The organism is Streptomyces sp. NPDC006610, assembly GCF_040611575.1.
GTDB lineage: Bacteria > Actinomycetota > Actinomycetes > Streptomycetales > Streptomycetaceae > Streptomyces.
The window spans coordinates 201,933-222,582 of the sequence record NZ_JBEXOP010000007.1 but is presented as its reverse complement, the minus strand read 5'-3'; the positions used below and the strand labels follow the sequence as shown (position 1 = coordinate 222,582).

Sequence of the window (20,650 nt, the reverse complement as noted above, 5' to 3'; positions counted from 1 at the left end):
CAGGCGAAGCCCCGCACCACAAGGCCCACCCGCCTCCATGAGGGCTGTCCCAAAACCAGTCACCCAGCGAGGGCGACCTTCGGAGCAGTCGGGGGGAGCCGATGGTCGCCGACAGCACCGCCTTTCGGGGCTTCTGACGGGTCGTCCGGTTTCGTAGCGTTGCCGATCACCAGGACCCGACCGACCGGTCCGCTCCCCACCGCTAAGGAGATCCGAGATGAGCGATGCGCCCGCAGGAGGCATCGCACGCGGCGGCTCCGACGGAGTACCGGCGTCCGCCGCGGACGACGGCGCCCACTCCCGGCACACCGGCCGGCCCGTCACCGCCGTACTGGGCGACCCGTCCGAGCCCGGCCCGTCCACGGCGCCCGCCGACCCGCTGCGCAACACCTACCGGTCGATGCCGGAGGCCGAACGCTCGGCCCTGTGGCGTCAGCGGCTGCACGAGGCGGAGTCCGGGCTGACCCGGCTCCTGGCCGGCCGGCACAACCCCACCCACCTGGCCGACTGGTTCGCGCTCCAGTCCGAGATCTTCGCCGACCTGCCCGACCGCACGACCGGCGGCTCCGCGGACTGGCAGCGCGTCTTCTTCCGCGGCCAGGCGCTCATGGAGCGCTTCCTCGTCTCCCGCTACGGCGAACAGGCCCTCAACGCCTGGGCCCGCGCCATCGCCGAGGTCCACCGCGACGTCGAGCCCGACCACGGACGCGGCGCCGCCGACCCCGTCCACCGCATCGCCCGCCAGGCCGAACTGTACGGATCCGACTACGAGTTCGATGACGCGATCGACACCGGGGGCGCCACCCGGGCGGCCGTGACCATCACCCACTGCGCGATCTGGGACTACCGCGAGAAGGCCCGCCGCTCCGGCGTGCGGCTCACCCTCGCCTCGCCGTGCGCGTACTGCACCAAGGCACTGTCGGCGAACATCCGCGCCAAGGGCTACGAGCCCGCCCACGACCTGCGCACCGGCCCCACCGGACACGGCTGCCGCTGGGAGGCCACGGCCCCGCCGGCCGAGGGCGCGACCCCCTCCGACACCCCCGAGGAGCAGTGATGTGCGGCGTCACCGGATGGATCGACTGGGAGACCGACCTGACCACGCGCGGCGACACCGTCCGCGCCATGACCGGGACCCTGGCCTGCCGCGGACCGGACGCCGCCGGCACCTGGCTGTCCCGGCACGCCGCGCTCGGCCACCGCCGGCTGTCCGTCATCGACCTCGACGGAGGCGCCCAGCCGCTGGGCGCCGGCGCCGGGGCGGCCGACACCGTCCTCACCTACAACGGCGAGCTGTACAACCACCGGGAACTGCGCCGGGAACTGGAAACCCTCGGCCACTCCTTCCGCACCCGCTCCGACACCGAAGTGGTGCTCCGGGCCCACCTCCAGTGGGGCGCCGACGCGCCCCGCCGCTTCAACGGCATCTTCGCCTACGCCCTGTGGGACGCCGGAGCCGAGGAACTGCTGCTGGTCCGCGACCACCTGGGCGTCAAGCCGCTGTACTGGCACGCCCACGCCACCGGCGTCCTGTTCGGCTCCGAACCCAAGGCCGTCCTCGCCAACCCCCTGTTCCGCGCCGAGCTGGACGCCGAGGGCATCGCCGAGCTGTTCGCCCTGCCCGCCGCGCCCACCGCCGGTCACGGCCTCTTCCGCGGGCTGCGCGAGGTGCGCCCCGGCCACCTGGTCCGGGTACGGCGCACCGCCACCACCGAGTCGCGGTACTGGCAGCTCGTCTCCCGCCCGCACACCGACGACCCGGCCACCACCCGCCGCACGGTGCGCGCCCTGCTCGCCGACGCCGTCGAACGCCAGCTCATGAGCGACGTGCCGCTGTGCACGCTGCTGTCGGGCGGCGTCGACTCCAGCGCCATCACCGCGCTGGCCGCGCTCGCCCGGGAACGGGCCGGGCAGGGCAAGGTCGCCAGCTTCTCCGTCGACTTCCCCGGCAGCGCCGACCGCGCGCCCGACGACTGGCGCACCGGCGCCGACGCGCCCTTCGTCCGGGCCGCGGCCGAGCACATCGGCACCCTGCACACCTCCGTCGTCATCCCCGACGACGACCTCCTCCAGGCCCGGGAGGCCGTCCTGCGCGCCCGGGACCGGCCCGGCTGGGGCGAGATGGACGCCTCGCTGCACCTGCTCTTCCGCGAGGTGCGCCGCCGCTCCACGGTCGCCCTGTCCGGGGAGGCCGCCGACGAGGTCTTCGGCGGCTACCCCTACTTCCACGACCCGGCCGCCCGCGACGCGGCCACCTTCCCCTGGCTGCACGGCCGCACCACCCCCGCCGCGCTGCTGCGCCCGGAGGTGCGCGCCGAGGTCCGGCCCGAGGAGTACACCGCCGAGCAGTACCGGGCCGCCCTCGCGCAGACCCCCGAACTGCCCGGCGAGACGGCGGCGGAGCGCCGGGCCCGGCAGCTGTTCCAGCTGGCGCTGACGCGCTGGCTGCCGCCGTTGCTGGAACGCGTCGACCGGATCAGCATGTCGGTCGGCCTGGAGGTGAGGGTGCCGTTCACCGACCCCCGCCTCGTCGAGTACGTGTGGAACGTGCCCTGGTCCCTCAAGGCGCCGGGCGGCCGTCCCAAGGGCCTGCTGCGCGACGCCGTGCGCGACCTGCTGCCGGCCGAGGTGACCGACCGGCCCAAGAGCGGCTACCCGTCGACGCCGGCCGTGCGGTACACGGAGGTCCTCACCGACCGCGCCCACGACCTCCTCGCCGATCCGGCGGCCCCCGTCTTCGACCTGGTCGACCGGGACGCCGTACGCCGCGCCCTGGCCGAGGGCCGCCCCCTGCCCAGCCCCCGCACCGCCCCCAACCCGGTCGGCGGCCTGGACCACCTGGTCCAGGTGGACGAGTGGCTGCGCACCTACCGAGTGAGTCTGCGATGACCGCCCCGCACCCCGCCCGGAAGGCCGGGCCCGACACGACGCCCCGCACCACACAGCCGCCGGGCGCCCGCGGCGACGTGGAGCCACCGGCGGACGCTCCCGCGCTTCCCGCCCATCGCCACCCCGGCAGGCCCTCGCCGGCCACCGCGCGCCACGCCGACGCCGCCGCACAGATCTTCCGGGACGCCGCCCGCTGCTGGACCACCGGCGTCGCCCTGCTCACCGCCCGGCACGGCGAGGAGGTCTTCGCCAAGACGGTCTCCTCCCTGTGCACCCTCTCCCTCGACCCCCTCCTGATCAGCGTGGCCGTGAGCGTCCGCAGTCCGCTGGCCGGCGCCGTGCGGGCCAGCGGCCGGTACGCCGTGAGCGTGCTGGCCGGCCACCAGGAGCCGCTCGCCCGGCACTTCGCCGCCCCCGGCACCGGCCGGGCCCTGGGCCTGTTCACGGCCGCGCCCATGCGCACCGCGGCAACCGGGGCGCCCGTGCTGGAGGACTGTCTGGCCTGGTTCGACTGCCGGCTGCACACCGTGCTGCCCGGCGGGGACCACGCCGTCCTGGTCGGCCGCGTCGCCGCCGCCGACGCGGCCCCCGGCGAACCCCTCGTCTACCACCACGGCGAGTACCACGCCCTCGCCCACCCGCCCATACCCTCCACGGGAGCCCGTACATGACCCTCCTGGACACCTCCGCCGCCACCGGCAAGGGGCTGTTGAGCGGCGAGCGCTACCGCGCCGAACTCGACGACGGCCGCGAGCTGTACCTCAACGGCGAACGCGTCGCCAACCCCGCCGAGCATCCCGCCTTCCGCCCCGCGGTCGACGCCCTCGCGGACCTCCTGGACCTCCAGCACGACCCGGACCACCGGGAGTTGCTCACCTACGAGGACCCGCTCAGCGGCCGGCGCCTCGCCCGCGCCTACCAGCCGCCGCGCACCCTGGAGGAGCTGCGGCTGCAGCGCCGCAGCGCGGAGTTCTGGCACGCGGCGTCCTTCGGCCAGCACGGCCGCTCGCCCGCCTTCATGGCCTCCATCGCCGTCGGCGTCCACGACTTCCGCAACCGCCTGGAGGCCGCCCGGCCCGGCTTCGGCGCCAACGCCGACGCCTGGTACCGGCACTGCGCCGCCAACGACCTCGTCCTCTCGCACGCCCTCGGCGACCCCCAGATCGACCGCTCCGCCAACCCGGTCGACGACCCCGACCTCGCCCTGCGCGTGCTGGAGGAGAACGACCGGGGGATCGTCGTACGCGGCGCCAAACAGCTCACCACCCTCGCGCCCCTCGCGCACGAGGTGCTCGTCTACCTGTCGGCCTCCTTCACCCAGCAGCGCGGAGAGCAGTTCGTCGTCTGGTTCGCGCTGCCGCTGAACACCCCCGGCCTGGTCACCCTGTGCCGGGAGCCGCTGGGCGCCGAACCCTGGGGGCACGCGCACCCGTTGGGCGCCCGCTACGACGAGCAGGACGCCATGCTCTTCTTCGACGACGTCCTCGTCCCCTGGGACCGGGTCTTCCTGCTGCGCGACGCCGCCCTCGCCCGCACCGGACTCGCCCGCATCAACGCCTGGTCCGCCTACATCGGGCACGTCCGCTACCGGGAACGCCTGCGCACCCTGCTGGCCACCGCCACCCTCGTCGCCGAGAGCATCGGCGTCGACGGCTTCCGCAACATCCAGGAGGACCTCGGCAGACTGGCGTCGTACGCCGAACTGACGGAGATCTTCCTCGACGCCGCCGAGGCCCGCGCCACCGTCACCGACGGCGGCCTCCTCGCCCCCGGCGACACCGCCGCCAGCCGGGTCTGGGCCGCCGAGGTCGCCGACACCGCCGTCGACGTGGTCCGCCGCATCGGAGCCTCGGGACTGCTGATGCAGCCCACCGAGAACGACCTCGCCCACCCCCGGCTGCGCCCCTTCCTCGACCGCTACATGCGCGGGCGGGGCATCGACGCCGAGCGCAAGTCCCGGCTGCTGCGCCTGGCCTGGGAGCTGACCGGCGACGGCTTCGGCCAGCGCCAGCACCTGTACGAACTCGTCCACCGCGGCGACCTCGCCCGCAACCGCATCAACCTCTTCAAACGGTACGACCAGAGCGAGGTGCGCCGTCGGCTGGAGCAGTTCATCGCCACGCCGCACGCGGCCGTCCCGCACCCCGACACCCCGCAGCCCACGACCGCGCCCGCCCCCGCATCCGCACAGGAGACCCGCCCGTGACCCAGTCCGACACCGAGGCCCAGGCCCGCACCCTCGGCGGCTACGACGACGCCAGCCGCCTGCGTCAGGTCCACGACCGCGACTGGGTCCTCGACCGGGTGACCGGCGACCCCGCCGTCCTGATCGACCTCGGCAGCGGCATCGGCCAGCTGCTGGAGGCGGCCCTGGACCGCCACCCCTCGCTGCGGCTTGCCGTCGGCCTCGAACGCTCCGAGCACCGCATCGCCGAGGCGACCGAACGGCTGCGCCCCCACGGCTCCCGCGTCGCCCTGCACCGGGCGGACCTCACCGCCCCCGCCCCGCTGCCGCACCGCGCCGACGTGGTGACCATGACGTCGGTGCTGCACTGGCTCTACCCCGTGGAGCACCGCGTCCTGGCCTGGACCCGCGACCACCTGGCCCCCGGCGGCGCCTTCTTCCTGACGACCTATCACCCGGCGCGCGACGCCCACGGATTCGGCGGCGAGGACGACATCGTGCGCGACGCCCTCGCCGAACTCGGCGTCGCGCGGGAGGCGGTGCCGGCCCTGTTCCAGGAGTACGGCGTCCTGCCCATCGCCACCCGCACCCGCCCGCAGGCCGAACTCGGCTACCTCCTCCAGGAGTTCTTCGTCATCGAGGACCAGTGGGAACGGGACGCGGTGGTCACCGTGCGGGACGCCGCCCAGTACGAGCACTTCCACGCGGCCACCTTCGGCGACTACTACGCCGCCGTCCTGGACCCCGGACAGCGCGCCGAGTTCTTCCGCGCCGTGGGCCGCGCCGCCTGGGCCCGCCAGCAGGAGCACGGCCGCGTCAGCTCCATGCCCGTGCGCCTGTGGAAGCTCACGCCCCGTACCGGACGCACCGCCTAGGGTGAGTCACGGGCGGGCTCGGACGTCCTCCGTCCGGGCCCGCCCCCAGGGGTGCCCCGTACCCCTCGCCCTCCGCCCCTCCCGCAAGGAGCCGTCGCCATGCCGACCCCCGCCCCGGGCCCCAGCCAGGAACTGGGCGCCTTCCTGCGAGCCCACCGCGAGTTGCTCAAACCCGCCGACGTGGGCCTGACGACCACCGCCCGCCGGCGCACGCCCGGCCTGCGCCGCGAGGAGGTCGCCTCCCTGTCGGGCGTCGGACTGGCCTGGTACACCTGGCTGGAGCAGGGCCGCGTCACCGCCTCACGGCAGGTGCTGACCTCCGTCGCCAGGGCGCTGCGGCTCGACGCGGCGGGACTGCGCCACGCGATGCGCCTGGCCGGCTACCACGAACCGGCCGCCCCCGACGCCGAGCCCGGGGGCCTCGCGGCCGCCGTCCGGCCCGTCCTCGACTCCTGGCCGGCCAGCCCCGCCGTACTGCTGGACCGCCACTTCGACCTGCTCGCCTGGAACGCCGCCTGGAGCGCCCTGTGGGGCAGCCCGGAGTCCGTGCCCGCCGACCGCCGCAACCTGATGTGGCTCATGGTCGCCGACCCGCGGCTGCGCACCGTCCTGCGCGACTGGGAACCCCTGGCGATGAACATCTTCCAGCACTTCCGCGCCCAGGCCGGTCCCGCGCTCGCCGACCCGCGCACCGGCGAGCTGTACGACCGCCTGGACGAGGACGCGCCCGAGCTGCGGCACTGGTGGAGCTGCCACTCGGTGGCGGAACTGACGGCCCGGTCGGTGACGGTGCAGCCCCCGGGAGCCGCGCCGATGGCGTTGTCGCTGTCGTCGTTCCACCCGGTGGACGACCCGTCCGCGCTCATCCTGCTGTTCACGCCGATGACCGAGCGGGACCGGGTCCGCATGACGGCGCTGTGCGAGCGCCCGCTGCGCTCGCTGGACGGCGACACGGACGAGCGGCGGGCGGGCTGAACGCCCGTCCCGCCGCTTCCCGAACCGCCTCGCGGATCAGGCCTTCGAGCCCTCCCCGACCTCCGGGGCGGGCACGGACACGGAGCCGGGGCTCCCGGACGCCGTGCCGCCCGCCCGCCGCAGCCCGACGCTCACCGTGAGCGCCGTGACCGCGGAGACCAGGGCGAGCCCCGCCCCGACGACGAGCGTTCCGGTACCGGCGTCCCCGAACGCGCCGACGGCCCAGGCGCCGAGGCCGGTGCCGGCGTACATGGTCGAGGTGAGCCAGGCGCTGGACGTCGCCCGCAGGTCGGGTGCGGCGGTGCCCGCGAGCGTCTGCTGGTCGATGACGAACCCGCCGCTCGCGACGAACCACAGGGTCACGCCCACCAGCGCGAGCACGATGCCGGGCCCGGCCGCCGAGAGGGCGACGCCCGCGGCGAGCAGCAGGCCCCAGACGGGCAGCAGCGGCAGATGGTCGCGCCCGGCGGCCCTGGCCCGGTCGCCCAGCCGCCCGCCCAGCAGCGACCCGGCGACGCTGCCCGCGCCGACGAGGACCCCCACGAGACCGAGCGCCGACACCGACAGGTCGAACCGGTCCACGAACACGACGCCGAGGAACGTGTACGCGCCCAGGTTGGCGGCGTGGAACACCGTGTTCACGGCGAGCGCCCTGCGCAGCGCCGGATGGCCCCAGGCGGCGAGCACGGCCCCGATCGCTCCACGGCCGGCCGCGGGGGCGCCGGCGGCCTCGGGCGCGGGCGCGCCCTGGACCTGCCTGAGCAGCAGCGGCACGGCCGCCGCGGTGCCGACGGCCAGGGCGAGGAACGCCGAACGCCAGCCCGCCGCTCCGGCCATCAGACCGCCCAGCGGCACGCCGATCACCTGCCCGCAGGAGAACAGCGCCATCCCCAGCCCGAGCGCCCGCCCCCGCACCCGCTCGGGTGCGGTCTCCGCGATGTGCGCCCAGATCGCCGGACCCGCCGCGGCGGCGGCCAGCCCGGCCAGCGCCCGCGACACGATCAGCAGCCACAGCGAGGTGGAGACCGCGGCGGCGGCGTTGGACGCCAGGAACAGCGCGGTGCCCGCGAGCAGCGTGCGCCGCCGCCCGAAACGGTCGCTGAGCAGCCCGAGGAAGGGTGCGGTCACCGCGTAGACCAGGACGTACGCGGTGACGCCCTGCGCCGCCGCCGACTCCGAGACGTCGATGTCGTCGGCGATGGTCGGCAGCAGCGGCGAGACGAGGAAGGTCTCCGTCCCGAACAGGAACAGGAGCAGGAAGACGCCCGCGTAGCGCCACGGGTTGAACGCCTGCGAACTCAAGAAGGACCACTGCCTTTCGAGGAACCGGGGAACCCCTCCTCGCCCGGAGCGGCAAGGAGGGGAGGGGAGGACGACGGGCGACCTCGAGGAACGCCGGTCCGCCCGTCCGGCCATCGTCGTGCCGGGGAGGGAAGGCAGCCAGGGAGGCGTTGCTCCTGTTACCCGGACTCACAGGCACCGGTCTCGCAGCCGTCTGGCAGCGGGGCAGCGGGCGCCGGGCTCGAAAAATAGTAGCCATGGCTACAGTAGCCATGTACGGTATCCGTCATGAGCAAGGGTTCACCGGGCCCCACGCCCGGCTTCCTGGTGTGGCGGCTCGCCAACAAGTGGCGGGTCGCGGTCGACCGCGCGGTGGCGCCGCTGGGCCTCACCCACGCGCAGTACGCCCTGGTCGCGTCGCTGTACGGCATGCAGCGCACCGGCGAGCGGCCCAGCCAGCGCCGGCTCGCCGACCACACCGGCCTGGAGGCCCTCTACGTCTCGAAGCTGGCGCGCGCCCTGGAGTCGGCCGGCCTGATCGAGCGCACCCGCGATCCCCGCGACCCGCGCGCTGTCCAGCTCGCCCTCACCGAACAGGGCCGGGCCGTCACCCGGCAGGCCATCGAGGTCGTCCAGGAACTGCTCCGGCAACTGCTGGAACCGCTCGGCGGCCTGGACGCACCGCGGGCGCGCGCGTTCGCCGAGGAGCTGACGACCCTGCTCGACGCACCTCTCGCTCCACCCGTACCGCACGACGAGAGCACTCACGAGAGCACTCAGGGGACACCACCATGACCACTGCCCCGTCCACCGCTGCCACTGCCATGTCCACCGGTTCCGCCGCGTCCATCGCCGCGCCGGCCGCCGACTCCCGTGCCCTGGGCCTCGCCCACTACGCCGCCCGCGGCGTCCTGGAACACGTCCTCGCCCGGCACGGCGTCACGTTCCAGCAGCAGATCACCCTGCGCGCCGCCCTCACCGCCGACGCCCCGCAGACCCCGGACGAACTGGTCGCCCGGGGCCGGCACTCCCTCAAGGCCGATCCGGCCGGCCTCCGCGCCACCGTGGACGAACTGGTGGCCGGTCGGCTGCTCGACGCGGACGACGGCCGCCTGCGCCCCACGGAAGCGGGCCGCGCCCTCCTGGCCGCCGTCGGCGCGGAGACCGCCCCGGTCACGGCACGGATCTGGGGCGGCATCCCGGAGGAGGACCTGGCCGCCGCGGGTCGCGTCCTCGCCCTGGTCACCGAGCGCGCCAATGCCGAACTGGCGGCCCTGACGGCCTGACCGCACGCGTGGGGGGAGGCGCCTCGCCCGACCGGCGCCTCCCCCTCGCGCAGCGTCGTCACCCGGCGAGCCGACCGCCGGGCGCACGCGCCGCCGGTGACTTTCCCCGTTGGCTACGCGCTGTGCGCGATCTGGATCAGATTGCCGCAGGTGTCGTCCAGCACGGCGGTGGTGACCGACCCCATGTCCAGCGGTTCCTGGGTGAACACCACGCCCAGCTCGCGCAGCCGCTCGAACTCCGCGTGCACGTCGTCCACGGCGAACGCGGCGGCGGGGATGCCGTCCTCGACCAGCGCCGTCCGGTACGGCCGCACCGCGGGGTGGCCGGAGGGTTCCAGCAGCAGCTCGGTCCCGTCGGGCTCCTCCGGCGAGACCACGGTCAGCCAGCGGTCCTCGCCGCCCATGGGGACGTCGTGCTTCTTCACGAAGCCCAGCACGTCCGTGTAGAAGCGCAGGGCCTTCTCCTGGTCGTCGACGAACACGCTGGTCAGATGAATTCTCACGGGGTGCTCTCCGGTGCGTCGGGCCTGAGCCATCGCGTGACGATGCGCTCGAGGGGTTCGGTGTTGAGATCGTGGAACTTGTAGCGGCCCTGGCGCCGCGACCGGACCAGATCCGCTGACTCGAGTACGGCGAGGTGCTGGCTGACCGCCTGCCGGGACAGCCCCAGTCCGTGCTTGGTCACCAGCCGCGCGCATATCTCGAACAGCGTCTGACCGTCCCGTTCCACCAGCTCGTCGAGGATGCGCCGACGGGTCGGGTCGGCCAGCGCCTTGAACACATCATCCGCCATGACCCCACCATAGGCAAGTGATGACTTGCCTATCAATCGGACGCAGAGATGCGCAGGCGGTCCGTCCGCGTCCCGCACGCGCACCGCGCCCTGCCCACGGAACGCTCTCCGGGCGACCGTGGCCTCCGCGGTGCCGGAGTTCCGGTCGCTCCGCCGTCCGCCTCGGCCGACGGCCACCACGCGCGCCCAGGGCGGCGGCGCGTCCGGGACGTGGTCGGGATCCGTCTCGTCCACACCGCGCGCCGGTCGTGGGAAGAGGCCGACGACCGTGCGGCAGGGCGGCTGCGCGGAGGGCCGCGGTGTCCGGCCGTCCGCCAGGGCGACGATCACGTCCGGGCGGGGCCTCGAGTGCAGCGCCCGTTCGAAGCCGGAGCGCAGGTCCGTTCCCCCCGCCGCCGATCAGCTCGATGCTCTCGGCACGGCAGAGCGGCACGGCGACACCGGCCGCCGCGTCGCACGAGACGACGGACACCAGAACGCGCCGTCCGCCCACGGCCCGCGAGATCGCCCCGCCACCCCAGCAGCGCGCTCCCCAGCTCGGCGTCGCTCACCGACCCGGACGTGTCGATCACCACGCACACCCGCGGAGGCATGCGTCGCAGGCTCGGCAGCAGCCCCCGGGGACGGCGGCCGAGCGGCGGGACGGACGCCGGTGGGTGTGGCCTCTCCCATTCCCGGCGCGCCCGCCGCCGAACGCACCGCCGCGCCCAGCAACTGCCGCCACGGCTGGGGCGGATGGAACGCCTCGTCCGCCCACCGCCGCCACCCCTCCGGAGCCTCGGCGGGCCGCCCCCTGATCCCCTCGGCGACCCGGAACCGTACCGCGTCCCGCTGCTGCCTGCTCGGCCCGTGCGCCCCGTCGGGCCCCGGCTCCCACGGCCGCGCCCGATCGGCCCCTTCGCACGCGCCGGAGGCGGACCCCGGGAGTCTTTTGTGTGAGAAGTGAACCAAGCGCCCATTGCGCTCGTGTTAACTGAACACCCCGACCGGGCCGGTGCCGCAGAGACCGGCGAAAGGAGCAGAGCGTCCCTTGCCCACTGACCACGCCTGTCACGCGGCAGCAGAGCAGGCCGCGTACTGCCTCACCCCCGTCCGCTCGGTGCTCGTGCCGGTCGAGGAGGCGGAGTCGCCGCCCGCCGAGGTGATGCCCGTCGTCCTGCGGAACTACCTCGGCGCGAACGCCCGGCCGCCCGCCCCCGAACCGCGACCGCCCGGCGCCCGGTGCAGGTGGGCGTCGCGACGGGCGCCGTCGCCGTGCAGATGTGCCTGGACGGCCTCTGCGCCGAGATCACCGGGTCGATGGCGGCATGGCACGCGGATCTGGGCCGCAGGCTCCAGGAGTTGCTGGTCGATCCGCGCTCGTCCGGGCGTCCGACCGACCTGTGGCAGGCTCTCGCTGATCTCCAGCGGCGGGCGCACGACGCCCTGGTGGCGGTGACCGACGGTCAGCGCGGATCGGCCGGACCCCGGCTGCTCGTGGCCCGGTTCGCCCTGCTCGAGGACGCCGTCGCGGGCGCCCTGCGGCGGATGACCGTACCGGCCGAGACGGCCACCGCGTGCGCGGGCGGGCTGTGCGCCTCGACGGGCTCGCTGTTCGGCCTTGCCCTGCCCCACGGCAACGGCGAAGGCGGCGTGTAGCGGCGAGCGCCGCCACCTACAGGCGTACGCGCTTCCCCCCCGACCCTCGCCTTCGCCCCGTCCTGCACCAGGCCGACGATCCTGCGAACCGATGATCCTCCCGGGCCCGCCTCGAGCGGCTGATTCGGGTGCGTGGGGGCGTTGGCCGTCCTCCAGCGCACTCCCGTCCATGACCCGTGCGCTCTGCGATGGGCCCTTCCTCCTGCCGAAACCGTAGAGAGCGGGTGCCCCGCAACGGTCGGAAGGACGGCGGCGGATCGGCGGCCATGAACCTGCCGCGCCGCGCCTCCCTCATGGTGAAGGGCGGACAGCGCATGCGAGGACACTCCGGGATCAAGGAGCCCGGGTCGGGTCGGGACGAGCCGGTCGCGGTCGTCGGAGCCGCGTGCCGGTTCCCCGGCGAGGTCAGGTCCCTGGCCTCGTTGTGGCGGTTGCTGATGGCCCGCCGGGACACGGTGCGCGAGGTACCCCCCGAGCGGTGGGAGCAGGCCGAACTGGCCGGTCTGCCCGCCCAGGTGGCGGCCCGGCTGCGCCACGGCTGCTTCCTGGACGACGACGTCTACGCCTACGATCCGGAGTTCTTCGGCATCAACGCGCAGGAGGCGCCGTGGGTGGACCCGGAGCACCGGCTGCTGGCCGAGGTGGTCTGGGAGGCGATCGAGCACGCCGGAATCCCGGCCCGGCGACTGGCGGGCACGTCGACGGGCATGTTCTTCGGCGTCTACCAGAAGGACTACATGCTGCGCGTGCAGCGGCCTCTGGAAAGCGTCGACGCCTACGCGATGTACACCGGCTTCGACAGCATCGGTCCCGGCCGGGTCGGCTTCCTGCTCGACCTCCGCGGACCGCAGGTCGTCGTGGAGAGCGCCTGCGCCTCCGGCCTGGTCGCCGTGCACAGCGCCTGCCAGAGCCTGCGCACCGGCGAGTCGGACATCGCCCTGGCCGGCGCCGCCATGCTGACCCTGGGACCGGAAGGCGTCGTCGCCCCCGCCCTGTGGGGCGTCTTCTCGCCCACCGGCCGCTGCCACGCCTTCGACGCCGCCGCCGACGGCTACGTACGCGGCGAGGGCTGCGGCGTCGTCGTACTCAAGCGGCTGCCGGACGCGCTGCGGGACGGCGACCGGGTGCTGGCGGTGCTGCGCGGCACGGCCGTCAACCAGAACGGCAGGGGCACACGGCTGAGCGCCCCGTCGGAGCCCGCGCAGATCGATCTCTACCGGCTGGCGCTGGAACGCGCCGGTGTGGAGGCCGGTGACGTCGGCATGGTGGAGGCGCACGGCCCGGGCACCGCGGTGGGCGACCCCATCGAGTTCGCCGCCCTGGCCGCGGTTTACGGCAAGGGCCCGGGCCGGTGCGCGGTCGGCTCGGTGAAGACCAACATCGGCCACACCGAGCCGGTGTCGGGGGTGGCGGGGCTGCTGAAGGCGATCGCCTCCCTGCGCGAGGGCCTGGTGCCGGCCAGTCTGCACTTCACCGCCTGGAATCCGCAGATCGACCCGAGCGGCACCCGGCTGTTCGTGCCCACGGACACCACCGAGTGGCCGGTGCGCGGCGGGGCCCGGCTGGCCGCCGTGTCGTCCTTCGGCATCAGCGGCACCAACGCCCACGTCGTCCTCGAACAGCCTCCCGCCCTGCCCGGCGTGCGGCGCACCGCACGGCCGCGGCCGGAGCGGTCGGACGACGAGCTGCGCGTCTTCCCGCTGTCGGCCGGCACGCCCGCGGCCCTGCGCGCCGCGGCCGGCCGGCTCGCCGCATGGCTGCGGACCGAAGGGGCGCGGGTTTCGCAGGCCGACGTGGCCCACACGCTGGCGACGCGTCGCTCGCCCGCCAGGGAACGCGCCGCCGTCGTCGCCGCGAACCGGGCGCAGTTGGCGTCCCGGCTGGAAGAACTGGCGGCCGGGACGATCCCGCCCGCCGGGGTGGCGACGGGCAGGGCGGTGCCCGACGCCGGGCAGGGCGTGGTGTGGGTGTTCTCCGGGCACGGCTCGCAGTGGGCGGGCATGTGCCGTCGACTGCTGGACCGGGACCGGGAGTTCACCCGCGTCGTCGACGAACTCGAACCGCTCGTGGCCGAGGAGTCCGGGTTCTCCCTGCGCCACACCCTGTCCCGGCCGGAGGTGGTGACCGGGTTCGACCGCGTCCAGCCGGTGATCTTCGCCATTCAGCTGGGACTGGCGGCGATGTGGCGCTCCCACGGCGTGGAACCGGCCGCGGTGATCGGCCACTCCATGGGCGAGGTGGCCGCCGCGGTCGCCTCCGGCGCGCTGAGCGTTCGCGACGGCGTCCGGGTCATCTGCCGGCGCTCGCGCCTCATTCTGCGGACTGCGGGGCAGGGCCTGATGGCATCGGTGGCGCTGGGACGGGCCGAAGTGGAACGGCTGCTGGCGGACGGGGACGTGCGGGGAGTGGACGTCGCGGTCGTCGCCTCCCCGGAGAACACCGTCGTCGGCGGCGACGCCGACCGCATCCGCCGGCTCGCCCGGGACTGGGACGAGCGCGGCGTGGGCATCCGCGTGATCGAGGTGGACGTCGCCTCGCACACCGCCCACATGAACCCCATCCTGCCCGACCTCGCCGACGCGCTCGCCGGCGTCACCGGCCGGGCGCCGACGACGGCCTTCTACAGCACCGTCACCGACGACCCGCGCGGGCACGCCGCCTTCGACGCCGGGTACTGGGCGGACAACCTGCGCCGGGTGGTGCGCTTCTCCGACGCGGTGCGGGCCGCGGCCGAGGACGGGCACCGGCTCTTCGTGGAGATCGGCCCGCATCCGGTGCTGTCCCATCCCGTGCAGGCCACGCTCGCCGCGCACGGTCACACCGCCGTCGCGGTCGTGCCCAGCCTGCTGCGCGACACCGACGACGAGCTGGCGTTCCACACCCATGTGGCGGCGCTGCACTGCGCGGGCCACCCGCTGGACTGGGACGACCGCTACGGCGAGGGCGCACTGGCCGACGTCCCGCCCACCACCTGGGAGCGCACCCGGTACGTCGTCGACCCCTCCCCGCTGCGGCATCCGGCCGGAGCCCACGCCTCGCCCGCCCCGCACCCGCTGACCGGACCGCGCACCGCCGATCCCGACGGAGAGGGCAGGCACCTGTGGCAGACCCGCATCGGCCCGGCGACGCTGCCGTGGCTGGACGCCCACCGCGTCGACGACGTCGTCGTGGCGCCCGGCGCGGCCCTGTGCGAGATGGCCGTGGCCGCCGCCGCCGACCTGTACGGCGTGGGCCCGCAACGCGTCCGGGTCACCGGCGTCGACCTGGAACGGCTGCTGCTGCCGGCGTCCGACGGCACACGCGTCACCGCCACCGCGGAGGAGACCGGCCCGGACACCGCCCGCTGGCGGGTGACCAGCACGGCCTCCGACGGCACGGGGGTCGCGCACGCGACGGCGACGCTGCACCGCACACCGGACGACGAGCCCCTCCCGGAGGGCTGCGACCCCGAGCACCTGCTCGCCCGCTTCCCGCACGCCCTCGACGTCCCGGACGTCTACCGGCAGATGCGCGAGGAACGCGGCGTCCACCACGGCCCGCCCTTCCTCGGCCTGCAGGCCCTTGCCGCGGACCGCGACCCGCAGCAGGCGGCGCCACGCGCCGGCAGCAGCCTGCTGGCCCGTGTCCGCGTGCCCGACGAGGGCCGGGCCGGCGCGCAGACGCTGCACTGCCACCCCGTCACGCTGGACACCTGCCTCCAGGCCGTCGCGGGCGCCGTCCTGCGCACGGGCGCCGTGCCCGCGGGAGGCATCCTGCCGCGGCACATCGGGGCGCTGCGGCTGTACGGTACGGTGCCGCTCAGCGGGTACTGCCAGGTCACCCTGACGTCCACGGACGGCGGCCGGTACCTCGCGGACTTCCGCCTGTGGGACGACCACGGCGCCGTGGTCGCCGACGCCACCGCGGTGGAGTTCCGCCACGTGCCCGCCGAGAGCGCCGAGGAGCGCTTCGCCCGTCGTCTCCTCCACGCCGCCTGGGAACCCTGCGAACGACCCCCGCTCAGGCCGCCGGCCGGTCCCTGGACCCTCCTCGCCGAGCCCGGACGCGAGCCCTGGGCGACGGCCCTGGCCGAGGCCCTCACGCGGCACGGCGCCGAGGTGGCCCTCCGGACACTCGACCCGCGGGACACCACGGACGAGGCCGGCCACGCGGCCGTGACGCCGGGCGCGGCCACCGGACGCGCCGCGCAGGCGGTCGTCTACCTCCCGGAGTCCGGTCACGCCCGCCCCCACCACCGGGCGCGGGAGCAGGTCGCCCGCCTGGCGGAGACGGCCCGCGCCCTGGCCCGGGCCGACCACGACGGACCGCCGCCTCGCCTGTGGACCGTGACCGCCGCCGCACAGCAGGTCATGCCCGAGGACCGGCCGGACCTGGCACAGGCGGGACTGCGCGGACTGGTGCGGGTCCTCGGCTACGAGCACCCCGAACTGCGCCCCGGCGTCCTGGACGTCGACGCCGGAACCCCGGTCGAGGACGTGGCCGCGGAACTCCTGTCCTGCCCCGACGAGCAGGACGAGATCGCCCACCGCGACGGGACCCGGCGCCTGGCGCGGCTGCGCAACGCCCCGCTGGACCGGGACGAGCGTCGGCGGACCGTCGTCGACCGGGGCAGCGACCGCGTCGCCCTGCACCTCGCGCACGACGGCGACCTGGACTCGTTCGAACTGGTCGCCCAGCCCCGCCGCCGCCCCGGACCGGGCGAGGTCGAGGTCCGCCTGGACGCCACCAGCGTCAACTTCATCAACGTGCTGCAGGCCATGGGCGTCTACCGGCGCTTCACCGCGGGGGACGAGCAGCCGGCCGCGAGCGCCTTCGACGGCGCGGGCGTCGTCACCGCCGTCGGCGACGCGGTGCGCGGGGTGCGGGTGGGGGACCGCGTGGCCGCGATGTTCGTGGAGGAGGGGCAGACCGCCCTCATGGCCTCCTTCGCGACCGTCCGCGCCGACTGCCTCCTGCCGGTACCGCACGGGATGCGCGCCCAGGACGCCGCCGCCCTGCCGTGCGCCTACCTGACCGCCTGGTACGCCCTGCGGCACCTGGCCCGGCTCGGGCCGGGCGAGACGCTGCTCGTCCACTCGGCCAGCGGCGGCACCGGCCTGGCCGCGCTGAACCTGGCGCGAGCCTGCGGCGCTGAGGTCATGGCCACCGCGGGCAGCGAGGCCAAACGGGCCTTCCTGCGCGGCCTGGGCGTCCGGCACGTCATGGACTCGCGCACCCTGGACTTCGCCGACCGGGTCCGCGACCTCACCGGGGGCCGGGGCGTCGACGTCGTCCTCAACACCCTCACCGGCCCCGCGCAGTCGGCCGGCCTCGACCTGCTGGCCCACCGGGGCCGGTTCCTGGAACTCGGCAAGCGCGACATCTACGCCAACACCCGGCTCGGTCTGCTGCCCTTCCGCCGCAACGTCACCTTCGCCGCCGTCGACGTGCTGCTGATGATGCGGCAGGACCCGGACCTGCTCGCGGAGGGATACCGGGACCTGGCCGGCATGCTCGCGGACGAGACCCTGCCCCCGCTTCCCGTCACCGAACACCCCGTCACCGAGGCGTCCACCGCCTTCCACACGATGGCCTCCGCCCGCCACACCGGCAAACTCGTCCTCACCTGGCCCACCGAAGGCGCCGACACCCTGCCGATGCGGCCCGAGGACGTCCCCGTCGTCCGGCCCGACGGGTGCTACCTGGTCACCGGCGGACTCGGCGGACTCGGTCTGCTGGTCACCCGCCGGCTGGCCGAACGAGGCGCCGCCGCGGTGGTCCTCACCTCCCGCAGCGCCCCCGCACCGGGCACCCGTGCCACCCTCGACGCCCTCACCGCCGACTACGGCACCCGCATCGAGGTCGTCAACGCCGACATCGCCGCACCCGGCGCCGCCGACGCCCTCGTGCGCACCGCCCTGAACACCGGGCACGCGCTGCGCGGCGTCGTCCACGCCGCGGCCGTGGTCGAGGACGCCACCGTCGCCAATCTCTCCACGTCCCTGCTGGAGCGGGTCTGGCGGCCCAAGGCGACGGGCGCATGGCTGCTCCACCACGCCACGACCGGCCACGAACTGGACTGGTGGGTCAGCTTCTCCTCCGCCGCCTCCCTGCTCGGCAACCCGGGGCAGGGCGCCTACGCCGCCGCCAACGCCTGGCTGGACGAGTTCACCTCCTGGCGCCGCGCCCAGGGGCTGCCGGCCACCTGCGTCAACTGGGGACCCTGGGCGGAGGTCGGCAGGGGCGCGGGGATGGCCGCACGCGGCTACACCATGATCAGCCCCGCGGAGGGCATCGCCGCACTGGAGCGGATCCTCTGCCACGACCGCCACCGCACCGCCTACACGCCCGCCGACCTGCCCCGCTGGCTCGAGTCCTACCCCGCCACCGGCCGCACCGCGTTCTTCGCCGAACTGGCAGCCGACGCCTCCGCCACGGACACCGCCGACGCCGGCAGCGCCCTGCTGGAGTCCCTCCGGGCGGCCGACGGCCGTCGGGAGCGCCGACGACTGCTGGAGCCCTGCGTCGTCGCGCACATCGCCGCCGTCCTGCGCGTGGGCGCCGACCGTTTCGACGCCGACACCTCCCTCGTCACCCTCGGCCTGGACTCCCTCATGGCGATCGCCCTGCGCAACCGCCTCCAGCGCGAACTGGCCCTGGAGATCCCCACCACGGTCATGTGGACCCACCCGACCGCCTCCGCCCTCACCCGCTACCTCCTCAACCGCCTGCACCCCGAACGGACGCCGGCGCCGAGGGCCACTCCCGGCGAGGACGACATCCCGTAGCCCGGCCGACCGCCCCTATGCCCTCACCCACCGCCCGTCACGCACCACCGCGAGGTGACCACCGCCATGCCGCCTCCCTCCGCGCTCTCCCGCACGCCCCGCACCTGGGACGTGATCGTCGTCGGCGCCGGCCCGGCCGGCGCCACCGCCGCACGGATCGCCGCCGAGCACGGCTGTACGACCCTGTTGCTCGAACGCGCCACGATTCCCCGCTACAAGACATGCGGCGGCGGACTGATCGGAGCCTCCCTCGCCGCCCTCCCTCCCGGCCTGCCGCTGCAGGTCCACGACACGGCACGGGAGTTCACCTTCGCCCTCAACGGCCGCAGGGAACGCACCCTCACCTCCGCGTCCCCGACCTGCGCCATGGTCCACCGCAGCGAACTCGACGCCGCCCTCACCGAGGCCGCCGCACAGGCGGGCGCCACCGTCCGGGACGGCACGGCCCTCACCGCCCTGGAGCAGCACGGCGCCACCGTCACCGTGCGCACCCACCGCGGCGAGACACTGCACGCCCGCGTCGTCGTCGGCGCCGACGGCAGCGCGAGCAGAGTCTCCCGGTACGTCGGAGTGCGGTGCGCACAGGTCGACCTCGCCCTCGAGGTGGAGGCCCCGGTCGACGAGCGCACGGCCGACCGGTGGCGGGGCCGCATGCTCATGGAATGGGGTCCGCTGCCCGGCTCCTTCGGCTGGGTCTTCCCCAAGGGAGACATCTGCACGGCCGGGGTCGTCGCCGCCCGCGGCAACCCGGCCGCCCTGCGCGCCTACAAGACCGACTTCCTCCGACGCCGAGGCCTCCTCGGGCCGAGCCCCCTGCACGACACCGGCCACCTGACCCGGTGCCGCCGCCCCGACTCCCCACTGGCCCGCGGACGCGTCCTGGTCGCCGGTGACGCCGCGGCCCTCGTCGACCACTGGTCCCGCGAAGGCATCTCCTACGCCCTGCGCTCGGGCCACTTCGCCGGCCACGCCGCCGCGGGCGTCGTCACCGCGGCCGACGAAGCGGAGGCGACCGCCGCCATCGATCACTACGCCCTGCGGATCAACAGCCTCCTCGGCGTCGAAATGAGCGCCAGCAGCGCTCTGATGGACGTCTTCACCCGCAACCCCGCCGTCGTCCACACCGCCCTGACCCGCCTGCCGCCGGCCTGGCGCCGGCTCGACGCCTACATCTCCGGACGCACCAGCGTCGCCGGCATCATGACCACGCCGCTCGGACGCGCCGCCGCCGCGATCGGCGTCCGCATCCCGGCCGCCCGCCGCCCAAAGCCGCCCCAGTCGTAACCGGCGGCGCGAGACGGCCGCTGCCACCGCGCCGCGACGTCGTCGGGCCTGGGTCCGCACCGGGCCCGGCGCGAGGTTCACCGTCGCGGCGGCCCGACCGCCGTCGGCCGTGGCGCCGCCCGCGGTCGCGTCGTCAGTGCCGCGCGCAGCGCCGGTGCGGGGCCCGGCCGGGGTGAGCCCTGCCGGGGTGCGCAGCGGGTTGGAGTACCGGCTTGGGCTCGGTGCCGTCGGCCAGCACGGCACCGGCGGCTGACCGGCGGACGCGGCGCCGACGTGATCCTCGACGCCGTCGGAGGCCCCGGTTTCCGCCCGCTCGGCGAGGCCGCCGCACCCGGCGCGACCATGGTCCTGTACGGCCGGCTCGACCCTGACCCCGCCCACATGCCGGTCAACTGGCCGATCACCGTGCACGGCTACGCGGGCCCGGAGGTCGGCAGAACCGTGGAGGGGCGCCGGGAGGCCGCCCACTACATCGACTCGGGGCTCGCCGACGGCAGTCTGCGACCGGTGATCGCCGAGGTGTTCGACGGCCTGGACGCGATCGGGGACGCACACCGGCCGATGGAGTCCAACCGGCACACGGGAAAGGTCGTCCTACGGGTGTGAGGGCGGACGCGGGCGCGGGGCCGTCGGCATCCGGCCGGCCGCAGGACCGCCGTCCGCCGAGAAGCGACCGT

At 75.1% G+C, this 20,650-nt stretch carries 15 protein-coding genes and 1 pseudogene; 12 read left to right on the top strand and 4 right to left on the bottom strand.

Features of this window, described 5'->3' with window-relative positions:
* The first annotated feature begins 217 nt into the window (after positions 1 to 217).
* The 6 genes from ABZY13_RS08590 to ABZY13_RS08565 all read left to right on the top strand — a co-directional run bounded on the left by ABZY13_RS08590 (position 218) and on the right by ABZY13_RS08565 (position 6,924).
* On the top strand, positions 218 to 1,057 hold the full coding sequence (locus ABZY13_RS08590) for a hypothetical protein (RefSeq protein WP_356628130.1): 840 nt from the start codon (positions 218 to 220) through the stop codon (positions 1,055 to 1,057).
* Positions 1,057 to 2,889, top strand: a complete 1,833-nt coding sequence (gene asnB / locus ABZY13_RS08585) for an asparagine synthase (glutamine-hydrolyzing) (RefSeq protein WP_356628129.1) — start codon at positions 1,057 to 1,059, stop codon at positions 2,887 to 2,889. The genes ABZY13_RS08590 and asnB overlap by 1 nt, the downstream gene beginning before the upstream one ends.
* Complete coding sequence (locus ABZY13_RS08580) at positions 2,886 to 3,560, top strand: flavin reductase family protein (protein WP_356628128.1); 675 nt, start codon at positions 2,886 to 2,888, stop codon at positions 3,558 to 3,560. Before asnB ends, ABZY13_RS08580 begins: the two co-directional genes overlap by 4 nt.
* Positions 3,557 to 5,095, top strand: coding sequence for a 4-hydroxyphenylacetate 3-hydroxylase N-terminal domain-containing protein (locus tag ABZY13_RS08575; RefSeq protein ID WP_356628127.1), 1,539 nt, complete (start codon positions 3,557 to 3,559; stop codon positions 5,093 to 5,095). Before ABZY13_RS08580 ends, ABZY13_RS08575 begins: the two co-directional genes overlap by 4 nt.
* The gene (locus ABZY13_RS08570) at positions 5,092 to 5,949 is read left to right on the top strand and encodes a class I SAM-dependent methyltransferase (protein ID WP_356628126.1); all 858 of its coding nucleotides are present in this window, start codon (positions 5,092 to 5,094) and stop codon (positions 5,947 to 5,949) included. The genes ABZY13_RS08575 and ABZY13_RS08570 overlap by 4 nt, the downstream gene beginning before the upstream one ends.
* A 99-nt stretch (positions 5,950 to 6,048) precedes the next feature.
* Positions 6,049 to 6,924, top strand: a complete 876-nt coding sequence (locus tag ABZY13_RS08565) for a helix-turn-helix transcriptional regulator (protein ID WP_356628125.1) — start codon at positions 6,049 to 6,051, stop codon at positions 6,922 to 6,924.
* Positions 6,925 to 6,960: 36 nt separating this feature from the next.
* On the opposite strand, the gene ABZY13_RS08560 is transcribed toward ABZY13_RS08565, so the two are convergent.
* Positions 6,961 to 8,226: an MFS transporter gene (locus ABZY13_RS08560; protein ID WP_356628124.1), complete on the bottom strand. Its 1,266-nt coding sequence runs from the start codon at positions 8,224 to 8,226 to the stop codon at positions 6,961 to 6,963.
* A 267-nt stretch (positions 8,227 to 8,493) separates the two neighbouring features.
* On the opposite strand from ABZY13_RS08560, the gene ABZY13_RS08555 reads away from it, so the two are divergent.
* The gene (locus tag ABZY13_RS08555; RefSeq protein WP_356628123.1) at positions 8,494 to 9,000 is read left to right on the top strand and encodes a MarR family transcriptional regulator; all 507 of its coding nucleotides are present in this window, start codon (positions 8,494 to 8,496) and stop codon (positions 8,998 to 9,000) included.
* A gap of 29 nt (positions 9,001 to 9,029) precedes the next feature.
* A complete protein-coding gene (locus ABZY13_RS08550; RefSeq protein WP_356628160.1) occupies positions 9,030 to 9,491 on the top strand; it encodes a MarR family transcriptional regulator in 462 nt (153 codons plus the stop codon).
* 113 nt (positions 9,492 to 9,604) lie between these two features.
* Here the strand turns inward: ABZY13_RS08550 and ABZY13_RS08545 are convergent, their stop codons facing one another.
* The 3 genes and pseudogenes from ABZY13_RS08545 to ABZY13_RS08535 form a co-directional block, all read right to left on the bottom strand.
* Positions 9,605 to 9,994: a VOC family protein gene (locus ABZY13_RS08545; RefSeq protein ID WP_356628122.1), complete on the bottom strand. Its 390-nt coding sequence runs from the start codon at positions 9,992 to 9,994 to the stop codon at positions 9,605 to 9,607.
* Entirely contained in the window at positions 9,991 to 10,284 is a 294-nt protein-coding gene (locus ABZY13_RS08540; protein ID WP_356628158.1) for a metalloregulator ArsR/SmtB family transcription factor, read from the bottom strand. Before ABZY13_RS08540 ends, ABZY13_RS08545 begins: the two co-directional genes overlap by 4 nt.
* Before the next feature lie 165 nt (positions 10,285 to 10,449).
* A pseudogene (locus ABZY13_RS08535) lies at positions 10,450 to 11,181 on the bottom strand (VWA-like domain-containing protein); the annotation flags it as partial.
* A 330-nt stretch (positions 11,182 to 11,511) separates the two neighbouring features.
* Between ABZY13_RS08535 and ABZY13_RS08530 the strand changes: the two are divergent.
* The 4 genes from ABZY13_RS08530 to ABZY13_RS08515 all read left to right on the top strand — a co-directional run bounded on the left by ABZY13_RS08530 (position 11,512) and on the right by ABZY13_RS08515 (position 20,579).
* Complete coding sequence (locus ABZY13_RS08530) at positions 11,512 to 11,922, top strand: hypothetical protein (protein ID WP_356628121.1); 411 nt, start codon at positions 11,512 to 11,514, stop codon at positions 11,920 to 11,922.
* A gap of 266 nt (positions 11,923 to 12,188) precedes the next feature.
* Positions 12,189 to 18,689, top strand: coding sequence for a type I polyketide synthase (locus ABZY13_RS08525; RefSeq protein ID WP_356628120.1), 6,501 nt, complete (start codon positions 12,189 to 12,191; stop codon positions 18,687 to 18,689).
* 66 nt (positions 18,690 to 18,755) lie between these two features.
* Positions 18,756 to 19,973 (top strand): geranylgeranyl reductase family protein, encoded by a 1,218-nt coding sequence (locus ABZY13_RS08520; protein WP_356628119.1) that lies wholly within the window; start codon positions 18,756 to 18,758, stop codon positions 19,971 to 19,973.
* A 48-nt stretch (positions 19,974 to 20,021) separates the two neighbouring features.
* A complete protein-coding gene (locus ABZY13_RS08515; RefSeq protein WP_356628156.1) occupies positions 20,022 to 20,579 on the top strand; it encodes a zinc-binding dehydrogenase in 558 nt (185 codons plus the stop codon).
* Positions 20,580 to 20,650 lie beyond the last annotated feature (71 nt).